The organism is Mesorhizobium sp. G2-6-1, from assembly GCF_055809095.1.
This window is the reverse complement of the sequence record NZ_CM147896.1, coordinates 3,479,322-3,503,920: the sequence shown is the minus strand read 5'-3', so window position 1 is coordinate 3,503,920 and position 24,599 is coordinate 3,479,322. Positions and strand designations below refer to the sequence as shown.

Annotated in this window: 20 protein-coding genes and 1 tRNA gene; 6 read left to right on the top strand and 15 right to left on the bottom strand. The window is 53.9% G+C overall.

The features are described from left to right. Positions 1-219: 219 nt before the first annotated feature. From AC0L7S_RS16880 to AC0L7S_RS16860, 5 genes are all read left to right on the top strand, one after another. Positions 220-813, top strand: coding sequence for an OsmC-related (seleno)protein (locus AC0L7S_RS16880; RefSeq protein ID WP_473472072.1), 594 nt, complete (start codon positions 220-222; stop codon positions 811-813). Between the two features lie 300 nt (positions 814-1,113). After that, positions 1,114-2,424 carry a mechanosensitive ion channel family protein gene (locus AC0L7S_RS16875; RefSeq protein ID WP_473472071.1) on the top strand — a complete coding sequence of 437 codons (1,311 nt, stop codon included), beginning with the start codon at positions 1,114-1,116 and terminating at the stop codon, positions 2,422-2,424. A 696-nt stretch (positions 2,425-3,120) separates the two neighbouring features. Next, positions 3,121-5,082 (top strand): YadA-like family protein, encoded by a 1,962-nt coding sequence (locus AC0L7S_RS16870; protein ID WP_473472070.1) that lies wholly within the window; start codon positions 3,121-3,123, stop codon positions 5,080-5,082. Continuing rightward, the gene (locus tag AC0L7S_RS16865) at positions 5,048-5,647 is read left to right on the top strand and encodes an invasion associated locus B family protein (RefSeq protein ID WP_473472069.1); all 600 of its coding nucleotides are present in this window, start codon (positions 5,048-5,050) and stop codon (positions 5,645-5,647) included. Before AC0L7S_RS16870 ends, AC0L7S_RS16865 begins: the two co-directional genes overlap by 35 nt. Positions 5,648-5,940: 293 nt before the next feature. Then, positions 5,941-6,017: transfer RNA gene (locus tag AC0L7S_RS16860), tRNA-Arg, on the top strand. A gap of 685 nt (positions 6,018-6,702) precedes the next feature. Here the strand turns inward: AC0L7S_RS16860 and AC0L7S_RS16855 are convergent. The 3 genes from AC0L7S_RS16855 to AC0L7S_RS16845 form a co-directional block, all read right to left on the bottom strand. Beyond that, positions 6,703-7,065 (bottom strand): hypothetical protein, encoded by a 363-nt coding sequence (locus AC0L7S_RS16855; protein WP_473472068.1) that lies wholly within the window; start codon positions 7,063-7,065, stop codon positions 6,703-6,705. A 169-nt stretch (positions 7,066-7,234) separates the two neighbouring features. After that, entirely contained in the window at positions 7,235-7,489 is a 255-nt protein-coding gene (locus AC0L7S_RS16850) for a hypothetical protein (RefSeq protein WP_473472067.1), read from the bottom strand. A gap of 3 nt (positions 7,490-7,492) precedes the next feature. Further along, entirely contained in the window at positions 7,493-8,500 is a 1,008-nt protein-coding gene (locus tag AC0L7S_RS16845; protein ID WP_473472066.1) for a glycoside hydrolase family 19 protein, read from the bottom strand. A 95-nt stretch (positions 8,501-8,595) separates the two neighbouring features. Between AC0L7S_RS16845 and AC0L7S_RS16840 the strand changes: the two genes are divergently transcribed. Beyond that, positions 8,596-9,675 carry an acyltransferase family protein gene (locus AC0L7S_RS16840; RefSeq protein ID WP_473472065.1) on the top strand — a complete coding sequence of 360 codons (1,080 nt, stop codon included), beginning with the start codon at positions 8,596-8,598 and terminating at the stop codon, positions 9,673-9,675. A 39-nt stretch (positions 9,676-9,714) separates the two neighbouring features. Here the strand turns inward: AC0L7S_RS16840 and AC0L7S_RS16835 are convergent, their stop codons facing one another. From AC0L7S_RS16835 to AC0L7S_RS16780, 12 genes are all read right to left on the bottom strand, one after another. Next, positions 9,715-11,277, bottom strand: a complete 1,563-nt coding sequence (locus AC0L7S_RS16835; RefSeq protein WP_473472064.1) for a hypothetical protein — start codon at positions 11,275-11,277, stop codon at positions 9,715-9,717. Positions 11,278-11,662: 385 nt separating this feature from the next. Beyond that, positions 11,663-15,478: a hypothetical protein gene (locus tag AC0L7S_RS16830; protein ID WP_473472063.1), complete on the bottom strand. Its 3,816-nt coding sequence runs from the start codon at positions 15,476-15,478 to the stop codon at positions 11,663-11,665. 17 nt (positions 15,479-15,495) lie between these two features. Further along, positions 15,496-15,903 carry a hypothetical protein gene (locus AC0L7S_RS16825; protein ID WP_473472062.1) on the bottom strand — a complete coding sequence of 136 codons (408 nt, stop codon included), beginning with the start codon at positions 15,901-15,903 and terminating at the stop codon, positions 15,496-15,498. Then, positions 15,903-18,599, bottom strand: a complete 2,697-nt coding sequence (locus AC0L7S_RS16820) for a phage tail tip lysozyme (RefSeq protein WP_473472061.1) — start codon at positions 18,597-18,599, stop codon at positions 15,903-15,905. Before AC0L7S_RS16820 ends, AC0L7S_RS16825 begins: the two co-directional genes overlap by 1 nt. Continuing rightward, positions 18,599-19,108, bottom strand: coding sequence for a hypothetical protein (locus AC0L7S_RS16815; protein WP_473472060.1), 510 nt, complete (start codon positions 19,106-19,108; stop codon positions 18,599-18,601). The genes AC0L7S_RS16820 and AC0L7S_RS16815 overlap by 1 nt, the downstream gene beginning before the upstream one ends. After that, a complete protein-coding gene (locus AC0L7S_RS16810) occupies positions 19,096-19,449 on the bottom strand; it encodes a hypothetical protein (protein WP_473472059.1) in 354 nt (117 codons plus the stop codon). Before AC0L7S_RS16810 ends, AC0L7S_RS16815 begins: the two co-directional genes overlap by 13 nt. Further along, positions 19,449-21,290 (bottom strand): phage tail protein, encoded by a 1,842-nt coding sequence (locus AC0L7S_RS16805; protein WP_473472058.1) that lies wholly within the window; start codon positions 21,288-21,290, stop codon positions 19,449-19,451. Before AC0L7S_RS16805 ends, AC0L7S_RS16810 begins: the two co-directional genes overlap by 1 nt. Continuing rightward, positions 21,287-22,024: a hypothetical protein gene (locus tag AC0L7S_RS16800; RefSeq protein WP_473472057.1), complete on the bottom strand. Its 738-nt coding sequence runs from the start codon at positions 22,022-22,024 to the stop codon at positions 21,287-21,289. The genes AC0L7S_RS16805 and AC0L7S_RS16800 overlap by 4 nt, the downstream gene beginning before the upstream one ends. Positions 22,025-22,170: 146 nt before the next feature. Then, entirely contained in the window at positions 22,171-22,791 is a 621-nt protein-coding gene (locus AC0L7S_RS16795; protein WP_473472056.1) for a phage connector family protein, read from the bottom strand. A gap of 3 nt (positions 22,792-22,794) precedes the next feature. Beyond that, positions 22,795-23,250: a hypothetical protein gene (locus AC0L7S_RS16790; RefSeq protein ID WP_473472055.1), complete on the bottom strand. Its 456-nt coding sequence runs from the start codon at positions 23,248-23,250 to the stop codon at positions 22,795-22,797. Between the two features lie 57 nt (positions 23,251-23,307). Then, entirely contained in the window at positions 23,308-23,568 is a 261-nt protein-coding gene (locus AC0L7S_RS16785) for a hypothetical protein (RefSeq protein WP_473472054.1), read from the bottom strand. 13 nt (positions 23,569-23,581) lie between these two features. Next, positions 23,582-24,421, bottom strand: a complete 840-nt coding sequence (locus AC0L7S_RS16780) for a phage capsid protein (protein WP_473472053.1) — start codon at positions 24,419-24,421, stop codon at positions 23,582-23,584. Positions 24,422-24,599 lie beyond the last annotated feature (178 nt).

The window sequence follows — 24,599 nt, the reverse complement described above, 5'->3', positions numbered from 1 at the left end:
GGCCAAGTGCCCAACCGCCCCCCGTCTTGCCCATCAGGTGAACCGCTTTTGCACATTTTTCGATTGACGTAGCGTTCGCCGGTGCGCCTTGATCTTGGTTGCTCGCCCGACCGTGAAACGCTTGGTCCCTCACCCAATGATCCAAGCAAGGCGGAAGACGGGCACCACGGATAAGTCCTGTAGGGCATCTAAACAACCAACCCGGGGAGATGGACACTGATGACGGAACAGAAAGAATTTCACGTTGGTGAGCGCGCCGCCACCGGACCCACGCCAACCCAGTTTGAACCGGCAGCCTTCAGAAAAGCTCGCCCGCCAGAACCGCTCCACTTTGAAGTCAGCATTGTAGCGGAAGCCCATGATCGACAGAAAAAGACTGGCGTGGTCCAGGTCAACATACCCGGCTTCAGCCCGGTCAAGCTGTACTGCGACGAGCAGACACCGGTCGGGGACGATACGGCACCGCCGCCCCTCGCCTTTTTCTCCGCCGGTATCGCCTTCTGTCTAATGACACACCTCACCGATATTCTCACGGCCCGGAAAATTCAGGTCGACTCCTTGCGCCTTGAGCAACGGATACGCTTCATGACAAATCTTGGAACGATGCGCGAACTTGGCCACACGACCGATGGCAGATGCGAAAAAGTTGAAACGCACGTCATTATAGACAGCCCAGAATCCGGGGAAAAGATTCAGGCGTTGTTGGCCGAGGCGGAGGGCGCATGCATGGCGCATTTCGCACTGCGCAACCCGATCCCCTGGTCGACCCGTCTGGTACACAACAACCACGAACTGGTCCATCACGAAGGATAGCGATTCGTATCGCTTGGTGGTCGGGCTGCCGACGCCATCATGCGAATGTGCCAGAAAAACTCCAGAAACCGGCGATCCAGAGTTCGCGCTCATGGCAACCCGTCATGCACTCACATCAAACCCCGACCATCTGAGGGGCAGGCACCTCATGACAAAGATGCTGTCTATGTCATGAAGTGCCCATGTCTTTTCGAGATGGCATCCAACAAACCGGAAATCCAAACATGATCTGAATACGGACGGTGCATGATGGCTTTCGTGCCTGTTTCCACGCGCAGATTTTCTCACTAAGCTGAGATCATGGCAGCCGTGGATCTCCTGAAGAGCATTCTTGACTGGGTGCAAACCGAATTTTCGAATTTCTGGACCTTTTACCAGCTCGGCATCATTGCCGTGTTGTTCATTGTTGCCAAATTGACGGCGCGACGTGTCGAAAAACAACTGGAAGCGCGCGCACGGCGCATCAAGGGTCATCAGGGGTTGCTGCGCGTTGTCGTTGCGTTGATGCGCCGCATCGACTGGATTTTGTTCGTGATCATGTTGTTCGTCGCGCTCACTATCTTGCGTTCGCTGACGTGGCCAAGCCGCACGCAGCTTATCTCCGTGGCGCTGTCGCTGTCGCTGGCGTGGTTGTTTGCCTCGGTAATCTCACGAATTATCCGCAATCGGCTCGTGGCAAAAACAATCGGCTGGCTCGTTTGGGGTTATGCCGCACTGGTAATTCTAGGCATCGATCAACAGGTCGCGGCGTTTCTCGATACGCTTGCCCTGCCCCTTGGCCATATCCGGTTCAGCGCACTGTTATTCATCAAGGCGGCAGCGCTTCTAACGGCGACGATCTGGCTGGCAATCGCCATTGGCAATTACTTCGACGAACGCGTTCAGCGCTCCAGCGAACTCACGCCGTCAATACGTGTCCTTCTCGGCAAGATGGTCAAGATCGGGCTGGTAATCATTGCGGGCGGCATCGCCTTATCGTCTGTCGGCGTCGATCTCACCGCGCTGACCGTTTTTTCCGGAGCTGTTGGCGTCGGCCTCGGTTTTGGCTTGCAAAAGGTTGTTTCAAACTTCATTTCCGGGATCATCATCCTGCTCGACAAGTCAATCAAGCCGGGCGACACAATCACGCTGGGCGATACATTCGGCTGGATTCGCGAGCTTAGGGCACGGTTCGTTTCGGTGATCACGCGAGATGGCCGCGAATATCTTATTCCGAACGAGGATTTCATAACCCAACAGGTCGTCAACTGGTCGTTCAGCGACGAGTTGGTTCGCCTTGACGTGCCCTTTGGTGTCTCATACGACGCCGATCCTCATCAGGTAAGTGCGTTGGCCATCAAAGCGGCCATCAGTGTTGGACGCGTAGAAGCCGAACGCCGGCCGGTCTGCTGGCTCACCGGCTTTGGTGACTCGTCGCTGGACTTCGTCTTGCGCTTCTGGATCCGTGACCCGCAGCAGGGCCTGACAAATGTTCGGGGCAAGGTCTTGCTGGCGCTGTGGGATACTTTGAAGGAACACGACATCCAAATCCCCTACCCGCACCGCGAAATCATCATGAAGGCAAACACTCTGCCCGTCGATGGTTCGAAAATACCACCTGAACGATCATAGCAGATCAAAGCGTTGTTTAGCGATGTCATCGCTGAAATGCATGCGCAGCCAGCGCTGCCGGTGAATTTTTTTATGACCCTGCATGTATCGATGCTTACGTAACGTCATAACTAACAGAATTTGTTGTATAATCACTATGATACCAACTTTCCGCTCATCTATTCCTTAAAGCGCGCTCAATGGTCGGACGATGGTTACGTTTTCAAATTTGCTTCATAAAATCCTACTTTAGGTTGTATTGGAAGGGATTCGTTAACCAGGCTCCATCACTAATGGGGGACTAAATCGTTTAGTATAACAGTGTGACCGGAAAAATTGCCGTATCGACCAGAAAGGCCAGATATTGTTGGAAGCCTGTCAAAATGCGAGCACCAGCCGCCGAATTCCATTTCATTGGTCAGCGCATCGTGGATTGCCCATCCCTGATCGAACTCATCACGATACGAAAGACAATCCAGTTTTCTTAAACACACCGGCTTCTGTGTTTTTGAAAAAAATGCACCAAAGCAGTCGTTCCCGCTTCCGCAAGCCTGCGTTTAGCAACTGATGGTTCAAAAAACCATCTGATACCCATGTCGGCCAGCCCGCTTCAACCATTTCCAAAATATCATCCGTCATTGCAGCGGCGCAGAACGCGTTTCTGACTGTCGGATATCGTGTCCGTTGTTTCCTCAGACAGCCATCAGGAAGAACAATATGTCACTTGATCAGTTTTGCCCGAAAACGTCGACAGGCCGTGCAGCGGGAATGCTGTTGTTTTGCTTTCCTGCGCAAGGCGCGAGCGCCCAGGAATCTGTCGTAAGCGCCTGTTCAGGCGTCAGTTTGCCGCGCTCGGTTGTCACCGACATCATGTCCCCGGTGATCAATGGCGTCGTCACTCCGGTCGAAGGCGTGGTCAATCCGCTACTGGCCGTCGTTGATTTGCTCACGCTTGGTATTTTACCTGCTCCGCTGAGTATTAACGCAACAGGTTTGCTCAATACGGCAGCATCTGGCGCACCCATCACACTTTCTGTCTTGAACAAGGATGGTGTAATTGTTGGCCCCTCGGACGAATGCATTGCAACATCCGACGTGATCACGCTGGAGGGCGAAAAAGGTTTGTCCATAGGCGGCAATCGCATGACCGGTCTCGGTGCAAATGGCTTGGAGGCCGACGCCGGGGAAATGGATTCGATTGCACTCGGCAACGCCGCAACAACTGATGTCAACGCAGCGGCAGCGATCGCAATCGGTCGTAGTGCAACAGTCGAAAACGGGGCAATTGGCGGAGTGGCAATCGGCCATGACGCTACTGTCGGCAATGGTGCAATTGATTCCGTGGCGATTGGATCAAGGGCGTCTGCCACCGCACCTAACAGTGTGGCGCTGGGTGCCGATTCCACGGTGGGAACCGCCCCTGTTGGCAGCGCCTTTAATCCTGGAATCGATCCGATAGCAGGCGCCACATCAGCCGGCGAGGTTTCACTGGGGAATAGCACAGACAAGCGACGTCTCACGAACCTGGCAGCTGGCACAAACGACACGGACGCCGCCAATATCGGCCAATTGAAAGCCGTCAACAACAAGATCGATGCGATGGATGATTGGGGCATCCGGTATGACACGGTTTCCAGGGAAACGGTTTCGCTCCAGGGCGCCGATGGGACACGCATCACCAATGTATCGGATGGCGAAATTTCATCGACTTCGTCCGATGCGGTGAACGGATCGCAACTTCACGGGGCTTCGCAGAATGTCGCAGATCTTCTGGGTGGAGGTGCAAACGTCGATCCGCAAGGAGCTGTCATCGGCCCCACATACCAAATTCAGGGTGGATCGCACACGACCATCTACGATGCTTTTACCGCAGTTGACGGCAGCATGACTGACATCAATTCACGCGTCAATAATATCGATACGACTGTCGGGGAAGTGACTGATCGAGCCGTCCGGTATGACGGCGCTGAAGGCGCAGCAAAAGCCACCATCACGCTTGCAGGTGCCGCCGGAAGCGCTATCACCAATCTGCGCCCTGGGCTGGTCAACGCCACATCAACCGATGCGGTCAACGGCTCGCAATTGCATGCGACCAATGCCGCCCTTTCGGTGCTCAGCAACAGCGCGGTTCAATACGAGTCGGATGTCCACGGCAACAAGACCAACATAGTTGCGCTCGTCGGCGGAGATCCTTCAACGCCCGTGGTGATCAAGAATGTTGCCGCCGGTATTGACGCCGAGGATGCCGTCAATGTGGTTCAGCTGGAAACAGGGATGAGCCTTACACTCAATGAGGCAAAACACTACGCCGACAGCCTCGCATTTGATGATGGATCAGACAACCGTGGCTACACCGATCAAGTGGCCTTGACGACACTGAACAAAGCCAACAATTACACGGATTTCAGGGTCGGGCAGTTGGAAATGCAGATCGATGAGGTGCGCACGGAAGCCCGCCAGGCAGCAGCGATCGGGTTGGCCTCGTCATCGATCCGGTTCGCCGACAGCCCCGGCTCATTAAGTGTTGGAGTCGGAGGCGGCTTCTGGCGGGGCGCGTCTGCCGCAGCCATCGGAGCCGGTTATACAAGCATGTCTGGCGCCGTAAGGGCCAATTTCTCGGCAGCAACTGCGGGCGGCAACTTCGGTGGCGGTGCGGGCATCAGCCTTACATTTAACTGACATGAAGATTTACCCGATCACATTCTTCTTCACCGCGCTGATAGTAATCCTGCAATTGGACCCAGCGCATGCGACCCAAGAAACGAACACCTACACAGTCAAGAAGTCTGAGATTTCCATTCCACCAGGAACGAAATCCGGCCAGGTCAAACGCATTATTCAACCATTTGGCGACTGGACTCTGATTTGCGATGAAAATCTGAAGGAACGAACGAAAGTATGTAACGTTACGCAGGTATTCGTAAACCACAGCGGAAAAACTGTTTTCAGTTGGTCCCTGACTGCATCAGAAGAAGGTGAGCCGCTTTTTATTCTAAGGTCTCCACCGGATGTGGGCGTTGGCAACCCGGTGAAAGTCCATTTTCATCAACACAAAAACGCTGCGGTCGCGCCGGTTCTTGCCTGTGATGAACATGTTTGCGTTGCATTACTCTCTGTTGGCTCGAGGATCCGCCAGTCTATTGCATCGGGGGCAACGGCTGAAATCTCGTTCGAGACCGACATTTCGCACAAGCTCGTTGCAACACTTCGCGGCTTGGCCGACGCAGTGTCAGTGACCGATTAGAGGCAATTCTGCCGAATAGGACGTGCGGTTGCCACCATTACGGCAGGGCGGATATTGAATTTCCACAACGCTCCAGATCCTTGATTGCGTTGTAGCCCTACCATTCATGCGCTTCCATTAACTAGCATCGGGGCACAAACCTCGACAATTTCCGAAACCGCAGCTTTTGTCTTCTGGAGTAAGCGCAACTCCAATTCTACCGTTGAAGCCTGCGGCGGTATCCGCTAATAAGCCTTCGTCAACCGAGTGGGTTCCTGGTTGATGTCTCTAGAGTTACAACGTTGTTCCCATATGCACCCGTAGCTCAGCTGGATAGAGCGCTGCCCTCCGAAGGCAGAGGTCACAGGTTCGAATCCTGTCGGGTGCGCCAATAATATCAATGACTTAGCGAATTATTGCAGAGTTGGTCGTGATGCCAACTCACCAAATACTCACCACTGAGTTTGCATTTGAAGAGAAGGCAATGATCGAGCCAACACCCCGTCGCAGAATGTCACCGAAGCGCCGCCAGCACATTTTTTCCGAGCATTGCACCGGCCACAATGTTGCGCCATGTTGCCTATGTGGCAAGCCAGTCCACAGGCATAATGATCAGTGGACGATTGAACACATTCGCGCCCTTGGCCTGCTTGGCGCAGACCTCAATACCAACTGCGCCCCGGCTCATGAATCTTGTCGCCGCGAGAAGGACAGGACCGACCTAGCCAGCATCGCCAAGGCCAAGCGCCAATCTGCGGCAGGGGCAAAAAGGAAAAGCCAGCACGAAGCTTTTACGCCCCGACTGGCTTTAGATACGATTGGCGACAGCGCCGCTATGTGAAGGAGGCTAGAGCAAATTCATAAGCAAGGCTTAACCCCCTTCAACCACTCTCGGCTAGCAATAGCTGCTTTCGCTCGTATGGCGTCGTTAATCAAATCAACGCCTAGCTGGGTAGCTTCGTCAGGCGTCAGCACAGTTTCAAAGAATGTCTCTGGCGTTTCAGTTGGTGTCTTTACCACGACAGTTTCAGGATTACGTGGCATGGCAACACGGGGACGATACAAACAGCGATGGCTCATCGCTGTGGTGCGCGCCTGTCTTTCTCGGCAGCGTCGATGCGTTCCAATATTTCCCTCGTGACCCGCATATCGGACGATAGCTGCGTCAGGGTCTTTGTCAGTTCCTTTTGCGTCTCCGAGAAGGTCGCAGCACCGGTCTCCAAACTACCGACACGGAAGTCGAGCCTGTCAAACTTCCGGTTGTCCGCGTCCAGTTGGTCAACGCGCGCCTGAAGCTGTGTGATCCCGATTGTGTTATCTCTCTGGATCCCGCGCATGTCGGAATAGGTGGTTCCCCACCCAACGCCGGTCAGCAGAAGGCCCATGAACAACAACAGCGTGTTGATGTTGATTTCATACTTGCCTGTCGGGAGGCGCATCGGCGGTTCCTCGCTCACTTGTTCAGTCCCAACCTGTTATTTGGTGCATGCTTTGAGTTTTGCGCATATCGCGTTGTGCGCTGCGACTTCACGGGCGAAAGGCTTGTCATTGGCAATGACGAACTGCCGTGTTCCGCTGGAGGGATGGAGCGCAGAGAACCCTGCGCCATCAATTGCAGACGCCGTTTGACATGACGCCACCGATAGCAGAGCAAAGCTCAGCGTCATCCAGGTCATTGATTTTCGCATTGGTTTCGCTCCGTTCACGAATGACTTCCATTGAATGCTGCAAAGCATCGACACGCTCGAGTGAGCGCCCATCATGCTTTCCGATGGTGTAGGCGACGGGAATTGCCACCAACCCGGAAAGGACAGCCCCAGAAACAACGCCCGCGATAAGGGCAACCTTGTCGAGCCCGAACATCGCTCACCCCTCCGCGACTTGTCGAATGGCCTTGATCGACTTGGCAATCTGCGGGCCAACAAATGCCAGAATGACAATGCCGCCAACGGCAAGCCCGCCAAAGGCAAGGATGGATTTCCAGTCGGCACCGAACAGAGCGGTAATGCCAGCACCACCACCGCCGAGAACGGTTGTCAGCCAGCCCCATAGGTTCGTGGTTTTCCTGGCCTTTTCCTCGACAGTTGCCGGCACGGTCTGTTTCTCGACCGTCTTTTCCTCGACCACAGGCGCGTCCTGCACGTTGGGAGAGTGAAATACCGGCTCTGTCAGCGCCACCAGCGCACGATGAAGGGCAGCGCGCGTGCGAGGACCGGCAACACCGTCCACTGTCTCCCCTGCCCGTTTCTGGAAGGCTGTAATGCCATTGCGTTCGAAGCCGAGCAGCACCAGCGCCGCCTTGGCATACCAGTCGAGCCGGTCGGAATAGCCGTTCAAACCACCATTAATCAGCCGGGTCACTTGCTCATTATCGCCCTGATCGGCGTAACGATTGAGATTGTGCGTGTCCCAATACCAAAGCGCGGAAAGTCCTTCCCATGGATCGGTGTTGATCAGATCCGGCCTCTTGTAGAAATCGGGTGCGTTCAAGTCGATGTTCTTGCGCGCCCATGCCGTGAAAGCCTTCTCGTTGAACCCGCCTGTGAGTTGCAGCGGCCCTTTGCCGGAACGTAGTTTGCCGTCACCGTCCTTGGCCTTTGTATTGCCGAGATCGGTGCGCGTGTCATAGCGTTTTTGTGCCGGTGTCGGCCCCCAAAGCTCACGATCATATTTGAAAGCACCGCTTTCATGGATGATCTGCGCCAGAAATTGCGCCAGCCGGTGCGGCTGATCGAGGCCAAACCGCGCCCCATATTTATCGAGCGCCACGACAACACTGGTCGCATTGGCCGTCTGCGCCTTTGTCATCTTCCGGCCAATTATCTTTTCGATCAGCGCAAGCGAAATCGCCGCGCCACTTGGCACGTTGGGCATAGCAGTTCCTTCAGATTGTGAGGTTGTGGGTGGCTTGAAACGCGACCAGAACGGGCGTAACACTAATGTGGATTAGTGTTCGGCGGAGTGGTTTCGTGCATTCAGTGCTTACGGCACGGCATAAGTTCGGCCGTGCTGACGGTCTAGACGCTATGCGGGCTATCTTCGCTCTTTGGGTTGTGTTTGCTCATCTGACGCCGTGGACAAAATTCGCAACCGGAGAACCTATTCCAGTTCTCGATACTGTCGCCAGATGGGCCGGTTCATTGTTTCAGAACGGCGGGGAAACCCATCCGGCAGTCCTGGCCTTCATCGTCCTGAGTGGCTATTGCATTCACCGGGCTGGCCTTCGTAACGGCCACACAAATGTACGAGCCTATGCAATCAAGCGGGCCTTTCGAATCTATCCCGTATATATCGTGGCCACCTTTTTCGGAATCGCAGCTTGGTGGTTTGCAACCCAAACCAACGCCGAATTGGGAGACGCATTAAGCGGATCAGCCAAAATCTACCCGCTGTGCATATCCGCAAAATTGGTTGCGCTGCCGACCATCATACCATGGTTGAGTGATATGCCGTGCCGCTATCAAGCTGACGGGCCGCTGAACACTGTCATGGTGGAAATGACGCTTTACGCGGTCTATCCTGTGCTTTTGCTTGGCATTGGTCGGCGTTATGGTATGCGCCCCCTATGGGCTGTGATTATCTCGGTGTGGCTGATCGGCCTTGCGGCAATCACTTTGTCGGACAATCTTCGTTGGTGGTGGCACAACTCAAGCCTGTTTGGATTCCTACCTTATTGGTGGTTAGGCGTGGCTTTGTTCAATGACAAGTTCGCCGCATTTATCCGAAAGCGGGGGCAGCGATTATCCTTGCATGGCTCGCGATGGTGGTTTTGCTCCAATTTATTTCACCAAGCGCACCACTGGTTGAAACCCGAAAGCTGCTTTTCGCGCTCTTTGTTTGCTACGTCATTCTGCAACTCGACCGCCCCGGTCTTAAATTCCCCGGCCTGTCCGCAATCGGGAAATCAGGTTACAACCTTTATGCGTTCCATGCACCGATCTGCTATGCCACATTGGCATATGGCCTGCCTTGGTGGCTTGCAGTTTGCTTGGCGCTTGGATTCGCGGGAGTTTCGTACTTGGTCTTGGAAACCCCCGCGCAATCGCTAGGACGTGCGATTATCAACCGCAAGCTGCCCACACCTGAAATCATTGTATCCTGATGACCTTGAAGTTCTCCGACGATACCTGATCCCACGTATCGAGTTTAGTATTTAATGGCAAAGGCCATTCTGCGGGGTGAATTGTAAAAGGCGTGTCAAGATCATCTGTTTCCGCATAGCCAGTGGTTTCGACCAGCACCCCGCTTTTAACAAACTGAAACCCCGTAATAATCGCTTTCCACTTAGCATCTTCATACCAGACATCAGATATTTCAACTGAGTAGCTAGTCAGTTGGCTGAGGCAGGAGCTAATTGACGTGGTGTAATTGCCTTGCACTGCATAGAGTAATGTAATCGTTGTGCTATCAGGAATAGCAGCGATGCGGTTAAACTGGTAAGAAGTTCCTGCGCCATTTTCACAGAGAGCGACAACCGCACCAACGTCGAATAGCGAACTATCAGCAACCTTAACCGTTTTGGTGCCCTGATTACTGTTGGCGGTAAGCGCCTGTAGATGACCACCGCGCGGTGTGAGAAGCGGATTATTGGCGTTCTTCGACCAGCCAGAAGTGCCGAATGTCCCCGAATTGTAAAGCTCACCCGACTGCCAATAAGACCCGTTATGTCCGCTATAGAACAGTCGATACGTGCTGCCGTCCTTCAGGAATTTCCCAGAGGTTTCAAGATATGTGCTCTCCCAACCACTGCTGGTTGAAAGCACCAACCCTAGAACAGTCCAGTTCACTCCGTCGAGCGATGTTGCCGCATAAATCGTTGTGGCATTTACGCCCGATGTTGCCCTTGTGAACAGCATTTTAAACGGAGCGCCTGAGTCTGTCGGCTCGTAAAGGACAGCCGGTCGCTGTACGCTCGTTGCGCCAGAAACGTCAGAGTAAAGAAGGACTGGCTCGATGGGCTTTTCCATCAGCCGCCCTTCCTTGCTGTAAATTTCAAGGAAGATGCTTTTTCGCGTTCCGTCATAACCTTCGTAGAAAACGAAAATGCGGTCTCCCACAAGAACCGGGCAAGGGCATTGCCGCCCGCTTGTATCCTTGTATGTCGTGGTCTGGTCCCATGTTGGTGCAAGAATACCAGCACGGCCCATAGCTAATGGGCTGGAACCCAAAGCCAAGCCAATATTGTAAGCGTAGGCTGGCGTCGTGTTCGGACCCATCCCGTTGTAAAAACCGACGTACCGAGGCGGCGGGTCAATTACACCAAGGAAACCCCTCACTTCACTTGCCGTCTTACTCTCCCGCGCATCGCCAGCAGCATTGTCAACCAGCATCGTGTCTGCCGTAACAGCGGGCAGATCGACGCCCGCCGCAGACGCGGCAGCAGCTGCGGCTTTTGCTATAGCAATATCTCTTGCGCCCTCAGCGGCCAACAACACATCAGACCGCGAAAAGCTGATATTTGTACTACCAACGTTAATTGGATTGTCGGTCGTAATCCGGTATTCATATCCCGCTTCCGTGCTGCCATCCGTTATTGAAATGCGGGTTCCTTTGGTAATGTCACGGTTGCTGTCAAAATCGCGGGAGCGCGGCCAGGGGCCTGTTGAGGCAATATAAATGCCGTTCTGCTTGGCATCCGTCTGGTCCTTCACCAACACCCTGTCATTGGCCGCGAGTGTCACTCCATCGACCGCTATTAACCCCGACAAGAGTATGGTCGCGGTAGTTGCTACACGACACGGCGCTTTATATGCTACCGTCTCCCCGCTACCAGTTATCTGGTCAATGAATGTCGTCGCCATACTAGAGGCCTTTCATGATTATTGTCGGGTTTTTAATTTCAGTAGCCACTATCGCGGCGTGTTGGTGGCTTTGGCACAAGTACAGTTCCACCCATCAAATGCGATGGGTCGCTATTGGCGCAGCCGTGTTCATTGTTGGATTAGGTGTAAGCCGGGGTTTTGTGCCGGTTGACCAATACGCTTCAGATGAAAAGTGTTGGAGTTCAGGCGGTCGATCAGACGACAATTGGAACTGCTAGCGAACCATGTCTTTCAGTTCCGGCTTTATGCCTTTGAACGTGTCACTTCCCTGCATTCCAAATCCGCCTTCGATAATCCACCGCCAGTAAGGCAGAGTGATAAAAGGCAGCATGTGAGACGCACGGTTTATGTCAGCCGGAGTCAAGTCGAGTTCACCCGAGACAGCCCGCGCCGGTATCCCCAAGAGTTGCGAAAGGTCCGTTCCAAGTTGGAATGAAGGGCCAAGCAGCGCACCGAAAGCGTCACGGTTGGCAAACCGGGAAGCCCTCATTCGTTTGTCGGCTTCAGGATTTACAAGTTGCCCGCCCTTGGAAGCCAGCGCATAGAATCCCGGCCCGCCGATCTTTTCCCATGTGCTGTTGATTTCGAAAGCCGTTGCGAACAACCCGGAACGGTCAAGACCTTCCGCAATCCATGTTCCGGGGTTGGTGGACGGCATCAGGCTGTTATCTTTCAATCGACCTGACTCCGCTTGTTTCAGCCAGTAGGTCAGCATTCCAAACGCCGTCATGCCAACAATGCCGGTCACCATAGAGCCAACACCATCTTGCATACCGCGCATAAGAACCCTTTGATTGGACGCCAGCGCAAAGCTCTTGAATTGCAGCAAAGCCCGTCCGGTCGGGGTATGGATGAACAGAGGCACATCGGCGACCGATTTAGTCACAATTGTCCCGTCAACGTCCTTGTTGACCGCGGCCGCGAATGCACGGCGCGCGCCGTCATCGGTCCAGCGTTCAATACCTGGGATGTGAACATTTGCTTCGATATCGCCAAACTCTGCAAACTGCTTGGCAACCCGTTCGGCCATATGTTCATCAATGCCAACGAAGCCCATATATTTCAGTTCTGAAGCGCCGAGTTCCCCATAGTCGGCCTGGACATTCTTCAGCAATCTGTTTTGTGTCAGCACTGAAGAGATGGACTTGTGCATATCGTTCCACCAGGGCAGCAGCGTCATATTGGAAAATGCCGAGCCCATGTTATCCAGCAGCCGTTCAAACGGCGAATTGTGAGCATACGGATCAGCAAGTTCAGCCATCGTCGCAAGGCGCGATTGCAGGGTCCGTTCGGTTACGGCACCCAACAGTTTTGCATCAGCAACAGACAGTTTGACCGCATCGAGGTTTGTAAGGAGTGGAGCAAGCCCCTCGCCCATATAACGCCCAAGCCCGTTGACCATTGCAGGACGGACAACGTCAGACAGTGACGATACGAGGACGCCACCGAGCGAACGGACAAAATTGAACGTGCCAGCAGTGCGGAGAACCTTTGCAAAGTTCGTGTGCTGGCTTTCCACTTTATATTGACCGCGCAGCAGATCCCGAACCCCGGCTACGTCTTCAACGTCGCTCTTTTCACGCCGCGCCAGTTCTGCAAGCGCCATTTCCTTGGATGGCTGCTCCATATCCGAAGAATGCACAGCGTCGCGCATCCCCTGATATTCCTTTGTCACGCGATCCAACTGGCTCTTCAGGCTTGGTTTGCCATCCCCGCCGAGACGCTTATCCATCCGCGTCAATTCAACGTCAGCAGCCATCACACGCGCATACCGGCGACCAATCAGCTCGATATCGTGTTCGAGAAAGTCTTCAATCAAATGGTCTGGAATGTTGAACGTGCGTTCCTTCAAGGGCCCGCGTGCGCTCATGGTCATATCGTATGACGGCATCCCCTGATTTGCCCTACCTGTCAGTTGCGAGAATATGTCTTCAACAATCCCGTTGACGTAATCCGCACGGTCTTCATCTGACACAAAATCAGGAATTTCCTGCTTGATCTTGGGGACCATTGGTTCAAGCCTATCCGCCTTCACCTTCAAGCCTTCAATTTCATCCCGGAGCCTTCCGAGGTCCACTTCCTTTGCAGCGAGTTCCGCTAGAATTTCATCGTTCGCAGCGCCTTCAGCATCGAGACGTTTGATTGCATCGACACGCTTTGAAAGATTACGTTCCTTGAGTTTGGCCTTGAATATATCGCGCTTCACAGTGCCGTAATCGACCACAAGCCCAACGCGAGGTGAAGCATTTGAAAGGTCTTTGACGCCGTCAAGTTCAGTCTCCAGCGCGTCAAGCTGTTGCTTCACGGATTTTGCCTCAGCGCCCGTTATGTCATGATCGTTTACGATCTTGTCTGTTACCGCATCGAAGTCGCTTATTTCATTTTCCAAACGGGAAATGCGCGTATCCAGACCGGTCAGGTTTTTCTCTGCCCCTGTCACACGGTCAATAAATTCACGTACGTCTTTCACTGTCGTATTATCAGGAAGGCCAATGTCGGAAAGCCATTCCGAAGCAACGCGGTCAATCTGGTTCAAGATTTCTTCCGCCGCCATTTCATCAGGCGTACGAAGAGGGTCGCCACCAAGTTCAGATCTAATCGCATCCATCACCTCAGTCGGGTTGACATATCCGTTGCCGTCATCCTGAAGATTGGCGAATATTTCATCTTCTGACTTCACGAAGTTATCAACGTCACCAATCCCGCCCCGGCTTTTGAACAATCCCGGGTGAGTTCTTGGCGTCACGTCCATAGCCCGCAATTCGCTATCGAGTTTAGACCCAACGCGAACGCCACCCTTGCTCTTGATGAGCGCTAAGACTGGCGAACGATCAACAAAGCGTGGTTTTTTGTTGGCCGAACGTGCAGCGGCGCGCGATTGTTTCACGGCATCAATCATTGACGCATTTTCATCGGAGCCGCGAAGCATCTTGACCAGTTGCGCAGGAGCGCGTTTCTTCATCACGTCAAGACGTGTCTGGCGTAGACTATCGAGGTTCGTTGTTTTGCGGTCACGAATAGCTTGTCGCCCCACCCGGCGCTCTTCTAGTTTTTGAACCCGTTCGTCTACCCTTGAAAAGCTATCGCGCAGGCGTTCAGCATCAACGATCTTGTTGCCTACTCTAATTTCGTCAGCCTTAAATTCAAGCTGTTGCAACTGGTCATTGAGCCAGGGTCGAACGATCTGCTTGAACCGCGCTTCACCTGCGTTCAGACGCGGCGCATTCCAAAGTCTTGTAAGATAAGACGTTGCAGTTTTCACATTCACATCGGGAGGCAGCAAGCCCGCATCTATCGCCTCATTTTTAAGAGGATCGAACAGAGACGAGCGCCAGGATTGCGCAGCCTTCGTCACGGCATCGTTTTCGCCAACGTCACCACGCCGCATTGCCTTGCTGACAGCGGCACGAAATTCCTCTTGCGTCATTTCAAAGCCGGGAGTCTTGCGCGCCTCTCGATAAATCGAGCGCATATCCGTCAAGCCCTTTGTTAGCGCTCCACGGTCCCAAAACTTCACAGCGCTTTCGACAGCGATATTGCCCTCACCGCGAACATTCTTTTCGAGGTAATAACCAGTTTCTGCCATATCGGCCATGATCGAGCGATGCACAGCCGAGGGACTTTGCGCTGCACGTAGGAGCGGGTTTAGACGCGCTTGTGCCGCCCCGATGGTTTTTGCCCCCTTGGCAATCGCGAAGTCTTTCAGAACTGGCTTATCAACAGCAGCAGAGCCCCCGCTTTGGGCTTGACGGGTGAGGTTCTCCGGTACGTCATCAACCCCCGTCATTGCCTGTTCAATGCTCTTGAGAGCTGTCTTCTGTTCGGCAGCAGAGAACAAAGCACCAGCACCAGCACCGAGTAGCGCACCAAAGACAGCCCCGGAGCCAACACCAATCAGGCTTTCAGAGGTTGGCCGTGTCTTTTGTGACTGTTGCAACGCTATTTCAGAACTACCGGCAGCGAGCGCACCGGCCAGCCCCGTTTCAATACCGGAGCGCAGAACAGTCGCCCCCGTTGTCGCACCCTTCACCACAGCGCCGCCCGGTATCAATGAAGGTATATCAAGAACCGAAGCGCCAAACGTCGCAGCCGTCCCCAACCACCCCCGGCGTCTACATTGCGCCGGTCTTCGTCTTCCATGTCAATTTGAGATTTCAAGGCATTGAAGGCGACGCGATTATGAACCAGCGCAAAGCGGTCCCACGTCCTTTCATAGCGAGTTCCCTTGATTTCATTCCACATCACATCGCCGGTGAACCCATCTTCCGGCGTCGTTGTGTCTATCCCGGCCATCTTGTTCGAGACAGCCGACCCGATAATGTTATCTTGCCTGAAGGCCGAACCAATGACTGTCATGGTTTCGGGTGACACTTCGTTGTCAACTTCCGGCGTGTAATCCACAGCCGAAAACGCACCAAGCGGCTTTCTGTCTTCTGGATAATCCAAAATTGGCATCAGAATTTACCTGCTTGCGTTTTTGCCGACAGGCCTTGGATATTGCGACGAACTTCGGGATCTGCACCTAAATTGGGCTTTGATCGCCCGCCGTCAGGAAGCGAAGCGCCAGACGTAGCCCGAAAAGTATCGGCTTCAACTTTGCCGCGTTCACGTTCCGCCTCAGCCGCGTTCGCCTTCATCCAGTCGGGCCCGACCGTCAATTCAAGCGCTTTGTCAGCCCGCGCGTTAGCGTCCCGCTCTATCTGGTTTGCCTTGCCATCTTTCGAAAGAGCCGCGGTGAATTTCACCTTTGTCTCGTTCGCATTTTTGCGGATCGCTGCCGCATCGACACCCCAAAGGCCGGATAACACTTCATCGAACTTTTTTTGGCCGTCTTCAGTGTACTGGTAGAACAGGCGATAACGCGGAGCGCGTTTCATCTCGATATCGGCGCGCGTTTGCGTAGTTGGCCAGATCGCGACGTTCTCGACCTTGCGGCCAAGCGTGTCAGCATAGGTCGCAGCCGTCTTCATGGCGTCATCGCGCAGATAGTCGAAGCCACCATCTATTGAAGGATAATGCATTTCTGGAGGAAGGCGCATAAGGTTTGGAGCGCCAGAAATATTGCTTATGTTCCACCTCGTCTTTATCTCAGCCAAGGCACGAGCCTTTGCCAATCCGGCATCGCCGCCCGTCGCATAAAAGGCTTCTTCGCTGATCGCCTTATATTCCGCCAGCAGCCCGGAAGCTTGTTCCGGCATTATGCCAGCGCCAGGTTCCGACGAAAATATTCCCGGATCGAAGGCGTCTGTCACTTGGCCGATAGAAAGCGTCTTCAGGAATTTTTCTGCTTCCGGTTTCAAGATTTCACGATTCACCTTCACAGCAGGATCATTGCGACGAAGCACTTCCGCCGCAGCATCTTCACCGCTCATGGCAAGGTCATTCACGAAATGCCGGAAGTCTGCCAGTTTGTTGCGAACATCAGACCCACCGGCAAAAGTCTCAAACGATATTGGGGCAGCAATTTGTAACGTATCGGCTTGAGACATTGCAGCAGCAAATTGCGCTGGATCGGTCGAGAACGCCCCCTTCCTGATTTGGGCTTGAACGCTTTGCGGAATGTAGCCCGTTGACCGCACAAAACTGTCTGTCACAACTGCCCGCTGATCTTCAGGAATAGCCGACAGCATGGAGTCGTAGGCTTTATCGGCTACCTTGCGCTGGCCTTCGTCAAAAGTGTTGATCGTAGCGTCGGGCGAACCGGCCAGAATGTGTGCGGTCAATTCACTAACCCCGCCGTCTTCTTTCCTCTTGCTTTGCAGCGCCTTCAATAGCTGCACCTTGTCGCCATCGTCTATATCAGCGCCTAGAATGTCCTGATCGCTGACAATCTTGCCAGTCTGGATGTCGAGCGACAGAGCGTCCTTGAAAGCCGCCTGTTGCGCCTTGGCCTGCACAGCCATCGCCTCATTTGCTTTCTGTTCTGCAACGCTAGACTGGTCGAACAGTTTAACCCGGTCTTCGTAGGGCAAAGCCTCATATTCTGGAGCCACCTCGGAAACTCGCACCTCATGGCCCGCCGTGCGCTGAGCAGCCGCAAGCCGGTTGTTCCATCCATGCCCACCACGCGGGTTGCCGGTTGACCAGCCTTGAGGTCGTTCAAAGCCGATAAAGGCCGCCGTCGCATCATCAATACTTCCCGCGCTCTTGAGGCGACGATAGGCATCCGTCTCATCTTCCTTCAATTCAACGTCAATGAAATCAAGTTGGGTATTGAAATCTCGCCAGTCTTTACCGCGAGCCGTTGCAAACCGTTGCAGCTTGTCAAAACGCGCGCCGCGCCATTGCGCAATACCATGCGCGGAGCCCTTGTCCCCGCTTGGCCCGTCCGAACGGACACCGGATTCTTGCACCAGATTGCCAACGATACCCGCAGCTTGGTCAGGCGTATATCCAAGCTTGACGAAGTGATCCCGCGCCATCTGTGCACGGCTTTGCACGTCTGCTGGCATTGGAGTAATTGGCCCACCAACACCCAACTTGTCGCGAGCAGCCGCACTATTGGCCTTGCTGTCAATCTCCCATAGTGCTTCAGCACGTCGCTTGCGCCATTCGCGCAGCGTTATGTCTTGATCTATCGCAGTTCGCCCAGAGTTGCGCACAAGGCTTTCCGCTTGCGCATCAGCGTCCCGCCAACCAGACGGGTTATCCTGCAATCCTTGCAGAATAACATTTTGGCCGTCATCCACCTTGGCTTTGGCAACGCGATCGCTCTCTTCCACCGCGAAAGCACTGGCCTTGGAGGTTATTGCAGACTCCAGTTTGAAAAGCGTCTGGTCATATTCCGGCTTGAGGTCATCAGGGACCGTCGAGAAGAAATCTTTTGCGGCTTTCTGGTATTGTCCCGTCTGATTTTTGACGAACCCACCAGCTCCAACAGGCGCATTCATAATGGCATCGGAAAACGACTTGCGCTGTTGATCCTCAAACTGAAGATATCGCGATTGCGTATCGAAAGCCGATTCGCTGTCCACCTGTTTCTTGCGTCCAGCCTCAGCCGCTTTCAGATTTGCAGACAGTGATTGAACGCCTTGCCCGAATTGAGCGACACCCCGGCCAATGGCAGAAGTATCGACCGAGGCTATTGCGCGGCCAGAACGCCCGCTGACAGGACCGCTAAGGGATTCCACGCCGGGAAGTTTCAACGCCATCAGCCGAAGCCCCCGCCGTAAATGTAATTTCCGCTAACTGGCTTTTTCTTTGCCCCGAAGTCTTTCGCAAAGGAACCTATGCCGTCCATCAAGGTGCCAGCCGCCGAAAAATAGGAGCCGGTTTGCGCAGCTTTGCCTTCAAGCCGCGCCGACGCAGCTTGTGCGCGCCGGCCTTTTGCGCGTTCAACACCGCCATATCGGATCATGCCTTCATTGACCGCTCCCTGCTGAACAACGTCGCCTGCCAGATCAAGAACGGTATCATCAAGCGCGCCAAGGTTGGACGCAGAGGCGACCGCCTGTTGCCGAGACAATAACATTTGCGTCTCTCTCTTTTGGCGGTCGGCATCGCGGCCCGCCGCAGCGCGTTCTTCCGCCGCCTGTTGTTCAAGCTGTTGAGCCTGGAAATCCGCCGCGCTTTTTTGAGCAGCACCAGCGGCCAACGTGCCAACAGCAGAAACACCAGTTCCAACAAGGCTAAGGATGGTCGTTAGACCTAAATCCGCCATAACCAAATGTCCCCGTCTTCATGAGTAAAACCGAGCCTTGACAACCAGCGAGCCGCCGTTGGTTCGTCGGGATCGCATTGGGCCAGAATGCGCCTGTGATGCTTTTTGGCGTCAGACATGAGCGCCAGCGCCGTCTTGTGCATCTGGACCTTGTAAGGCCTTGCCTTATCGTTCAGCCCGCAAAACGCCAGTATTTCGCCCCGATAGATTCGGAACCCCGCCACGGCCACGAGTTCACCGCCGACATACCCAGCGACGCCCTTAACAGTCGGCAAGCTTCCTTGCTCGCCATACCATTGACGCATATGCTCATGTGTGAGCGGGATAATTTCAGGCTTCATCAAATTTTGTCGTTCGTCTCGACATCGACAATCGCGGCTTCCACCATGCACGGCCTTGGAGCCGTGGCACGTAAACAAATGCGGGAGTCGGTATCCCACTCACCGGGGAACGAAATTGCCGGTTCCTCATAGTGTGAGAATACTTCATGGGGATCTACAGGACGCCCCCTGTAGAGACGCGGCAAGCCGTCCATATTGGAGAAGTCTCGGCCAAACTCAATCCCGTTATTATGGACCAACCCAAGGATAACCGCGACCATATTTACCCGCTTTGTCTGAGCCAGAGCCGTACCAGCCGATGCCGCATAGGCGAGTTTCGTTGACTTGTATGTTGCGGAATATCCAATCCCGACCATCACATCAGAAGCCGTCACAGCCTCATTCAATGTGACCGAGCCGCCCGAAACGGTATATGTTCCGAGGTCTTTGCCTTCAGCCCACGCGACAACTTGTTTGCCTTCGAGGTGCGACAGTCCCGGAACAACCGTTCCCGTCACATTGGCAATGATGATGAATGCATCACCTTGCTTGTTTACCGTGCCGCCAATGCACTCAGATTCCAGCGCCATCTTCTCGACGTAGCGTTTCGTTTGCGAGTTGATGACCCTGCTTACACGGTAATAAACCCGATCTTCATCTTCACCAGGAAGGACAGCGACGCCTTCAATAAACCCGTCTGTCTCAACCCTCGACCAACATGTCACGTCTTCCGTTGGTTCATAGGTCAGCAGAATAACGGTCCCGTCTGTTAGCCAGACATGGATTCGTGTATCCGGTTGACGCTGCACTGTCATCCCAACGACATTAGCCGAAGCCGTAAGGTTGGGAGTTAAAAGCATGAGATCGTGAGGCCGGTATTCGTAATTGTCAGGATTGAACACCAGTTCAAACAGGCGCTTTCCAGACCGTTGTGCAAACACGCCCCGGTCATCAATCTTTGCGGCGTTCGCGCCGTGCCTTGACCCTTGCGTTGAAGGATCACTGGCTTGCGCATTCTCAGGCGTCAACGGTTCATCGAAAGAAGTCGATTTTATCGAATATTCAGCACCAGGCGTACCGATAATGAGACGCGATAAGGACAGCATAAAATTGATTGTATCGACAGGACCAGAACCAAGCGTTCTGTTGATAGGACCGGCATCGCCTTCAAAATCAGGATCAAAGTTTTCGTAGTCATCGGAGATGGACCCAATGAATCTTGATTTACCAGCCCACCACAACCGGCCCTTATGGAAGGCAACAGCACTCGGCCAGCCTCGTTGATCCGACCAGACGCCTTCTTGCCAGTCATCGGTATAAAACGTGGTGCTGAAAGCGTTCAGCACTTCGATTGTGACCTGATTTCTGTTGGTATAGCCTGTAACGCGGCAAATCCCAGGGGAACCACCACCACGATAGGAAAGAGACACAACCGCCGCTCCAGACGTGTACGCGCCGGTCTTGAAGCCTATTCGGTAATAATGGATCGCATTGTCGAGCCTCGACCCCGGCTTGATCGTCGTTAGCCCATTATCCGTGTAGGTTGCGGTAATGTCTGAACTATCATCGGCACTTGAAGCCGTAATCGTATCCACAAAGCCCGAATCCGGGCCGTCGAATGACCGTTGAAGCGTCAATGTTCCCGCCCATGTGCCAGAGCGGACAACATCGAAATTCATATCTGCACCAACGCCCGAAATTCTAATCGAGTCAGTGAATGTGTCTTCGGCACCAAGCCTTGTCGGCTGATAATAGCCAGAGTTCCACAACCGGAATATAGCGCCGACATGTTGAGGCTTGAAAAACGGTTTATCTGACGTGAGGGTCGTATTGCCTTGAACCGCGCCAGCTTTCAGCTTCACCTTCGCCGTTCTGCCACTAAAGAACGGGCCCGCGTCTGGTTGATACAGTACAATTGACCAGCTATCTGTTGACCGGCGCTCAATACGCCGTTGCTGGTATCCATCGCAGGCCAAAAAAGAACATCGGCTGACTGGTCCCACCTGACGAACGGAAGATCAGCCGCGACATACGGCATATCCAGTTCCATTGTCCCGGCTGAAGCCACTTGGCAGGATGCAACGAATTTATCCACGTCAAGATCATTCTGGAATTGCACCCAAAAGTCAGCAGATGGCGTGAAGGCGAGACTGTGAAAGCCAGTACGCAAGGTTGTTTCAGAAATATACTCGTCACCACCAGATGTTGCACCGCACCGGAAGACAACAGGCCCGCGCGTAACACTGATATTTAGGGCATGTCGCTTGTAAGCATCAGCCGCTGAAACCGTGACTTGACGCCGGCACACCGCAAGCCCACCAATATTGACAGCATCGAGGACAAGACCGGAGGTGGTAAAGGTCACATCGCCGCCAGAAGTTGACCCATCGGTCCACCCAGAAGACGTTGCAAAGTCGGAGTTGGATATTGTTGTGGAAACAGCTACACGCGACACCAAAGTATCATCGACACGAACTCGCATTTTCCCGTCTGATAGTTCTATCAGCGCCGTGTCATCGGTTGCAGCGACAAACGGAACGTCGATTGCGAACGCATCGTTGCGACTTGAACCGAGCCAGCCAAGACCCGGACGCAAGAACATCGCCCCGGCTGTCTTTGGCAACCAGTTCGTCATGATTTCAGCCGATAGGCGGATTCTGTCCACATCAACCCGGACAAGCGCCGTAGATGACACCAGCCCTCGATTGAACGCTAATAGCGGAGCATTGGTCTTTGCCATTATCAGCCACGTTCCCGCGTGCTGAATGTAGGCGCACGGCTACGCACAAGCCGCCCAGGAGGCGGAAACTTTGTGACAGCTTCGTTCATCACGTCGCGGTTAGAGGCGCGCTTCCAGAACTTGGCTTGATCTTTTTCCAGCTTTTCAAGCTTGGTGTTTGAACCCGTAATCTCTTCACACGTCGCCACGGCCAAGGAGGTTTCAACAAAGCCAACGAAACTTTCAGGCCATTTTCCAAGGTCAAGCCCGTAATCCTGATCATTGGAAACATAGCGCACATAGATCGATTCGATATCGGCCAACCAATACCCTGCACGATCATCATATTCGAGAAGCGGAACCTTGCCATAAGCATCGACGGTCACACCCACCGTGCGCAGCCAATCGTCAGGCTTTTCAAAAACGAAACGATACCCGAGCGTCGTATCAAGTGAAGGCGAAGCCGTTGCCGAAGCAAAGCGCAATGCAAAGTTCCATTGCCCTGCTTCAAGACAGCCCTTGACCGTCTTGTCATAGGCAAAGTCCATCGCGCGCCGAGACTTCACTTCGTCGCTCAACGTGGCAAGACGTGGCTGACCAAGCTTGACCAACCCGCCATTGTAGAGGCTCAGCTTGTCGGCCATGCTTTAAGCCGCCATTGCGCGGCGCTGCGACGATATCCACTTGTCAGCCGCATTCTTGTCAGGGAGGTCTTTCTTGACCGGTTCGCTTTGGCCTCTTTTGAAGACCTGCCAGCCAGAACCAGACGGGCGGCTTTCGTAATCGTTCAACTGCGCCAAGACGTGTTCGTTCGCCAGTGACACAGGTTTGAGCGTGAATGCTACGCGAGCGCCAAACGATTCAGTCTTGCCGACTTCCATAACGCGCAGTTCAGCATACCAGGACGCATCAACGGCCATAACTTCAATCTTGTCACCAACGCGCATCAGACGCGCGACATGTCGCCAGTATGTGGGAGCAATGAGGTCTTCCGGCTTGGTCCCTTCCGTGGCGATGATATGGTATTGATTGCGGACAGACGCCGCTTGCTTCAGTCCATTGACGCCGAGAGGCGCAAGAACTGCCTGTTCTTTGGAAGCCATACTCTATTCCTTTTGCGATTAAACAGGGAAACGGGGGCCGAAGCCCCCGCCTTGTTTCTATGCGAGGACAGCCGACGAGACTGTTGCCGCGCCAGCAGCGCTAACAGCGCTCACCGAATGGAGCGTTGTCGTATAGCCAGTTGTGTTTTGAACGTAGACAATATCGCCAACCTTCATTCCCAACTGGCCGCCGTTGGTGAAATACCCCGTCGCATCCACGTCCGTATGTGCGTCACCATCGGTGTAAACCCATATCGACGCAGACGTGCCGAAACCGGAAAGAATGCACTTCGGGGAGTTCGAGACATCATATGCCATTTGTCATACCTCCTTATGCCGCAACAATGGCAGAGCCATCGTGGTTGATGACAACGACACCGCTGTTCTGCAGCAACTTTGAACCCATGAAGTTGGACACCCGAGCAAAGGAATAATCCTGTTCCTCGTTAAACCCGACCACAGCTTTCAGTGTTTCAGTGTCGCAGGCGTGACCGATAGAGTTGCGATGATAGACAAAGCACTTTTCGGCGTTGGTTGTGCGACCTGGAAGGCGAGAATGAACCATCCAGTTGATGCCAGCCCAACGGCGCATTTTGCGTGCCGGACCGGATAGCGGTTTGATTTCAACGTAATCCGCCGAGGTGTAAGCCTCATCCCGCAAGAGATAGGCCTCCATTCCCGGAGTCATCAGACCGAACATATTGTCTTCTTCTTCGGTCGGAACATCGGCATTGCCGAGGATACCTTTTGCCAGCGTCACAAGTTCCAGAGAGCCAGTTGCAGCCGTTCCGGTATCATTGCTGGCAGTCGCCAGTTCCGCAATAATATCGTCGTCAATGCGGCGGTTCATCACGCGCAGGGAATTGTCCTGCATGATTCTGCGCTGATTGCCTTGAGACGCGAAAATATTGAAACTGGTCTTCTTGCGATAGTCATGCCACTCGACAAGCGTAGCCGTCAGTTGGCTATCGTTGTCGACATTGGCCGGGATCATACCATCGACGCCACGCGTCACGGCCTCAGCCCCGCCACTGTCAGCGACGAGGAAGATTGCCTCATTGCCCTGTCGCATGATTTCGGTTGTGACCGTCGAACGAAGCATCGACTGGCCGAACTCAAACCCGGCAATGTATTCCTGCCGGTACTGTTTCATAAAGGCTGTGTCAGCCATTTCTCTATTCCTTCGATTGATTGGGAAAGAGCCATAGGCAGGTTGACCACAGCGCCATGTAGCGGGTTGCCCGGTTGCCCGGAGCCGCTTCTTTGGCCTTGGTGCTGACTAGTGCTTTGTGGAGATTGGCGGGAGAACGGAGCCGCGAAGCGGGTTAGCCGTTATATGCCGCCGATAT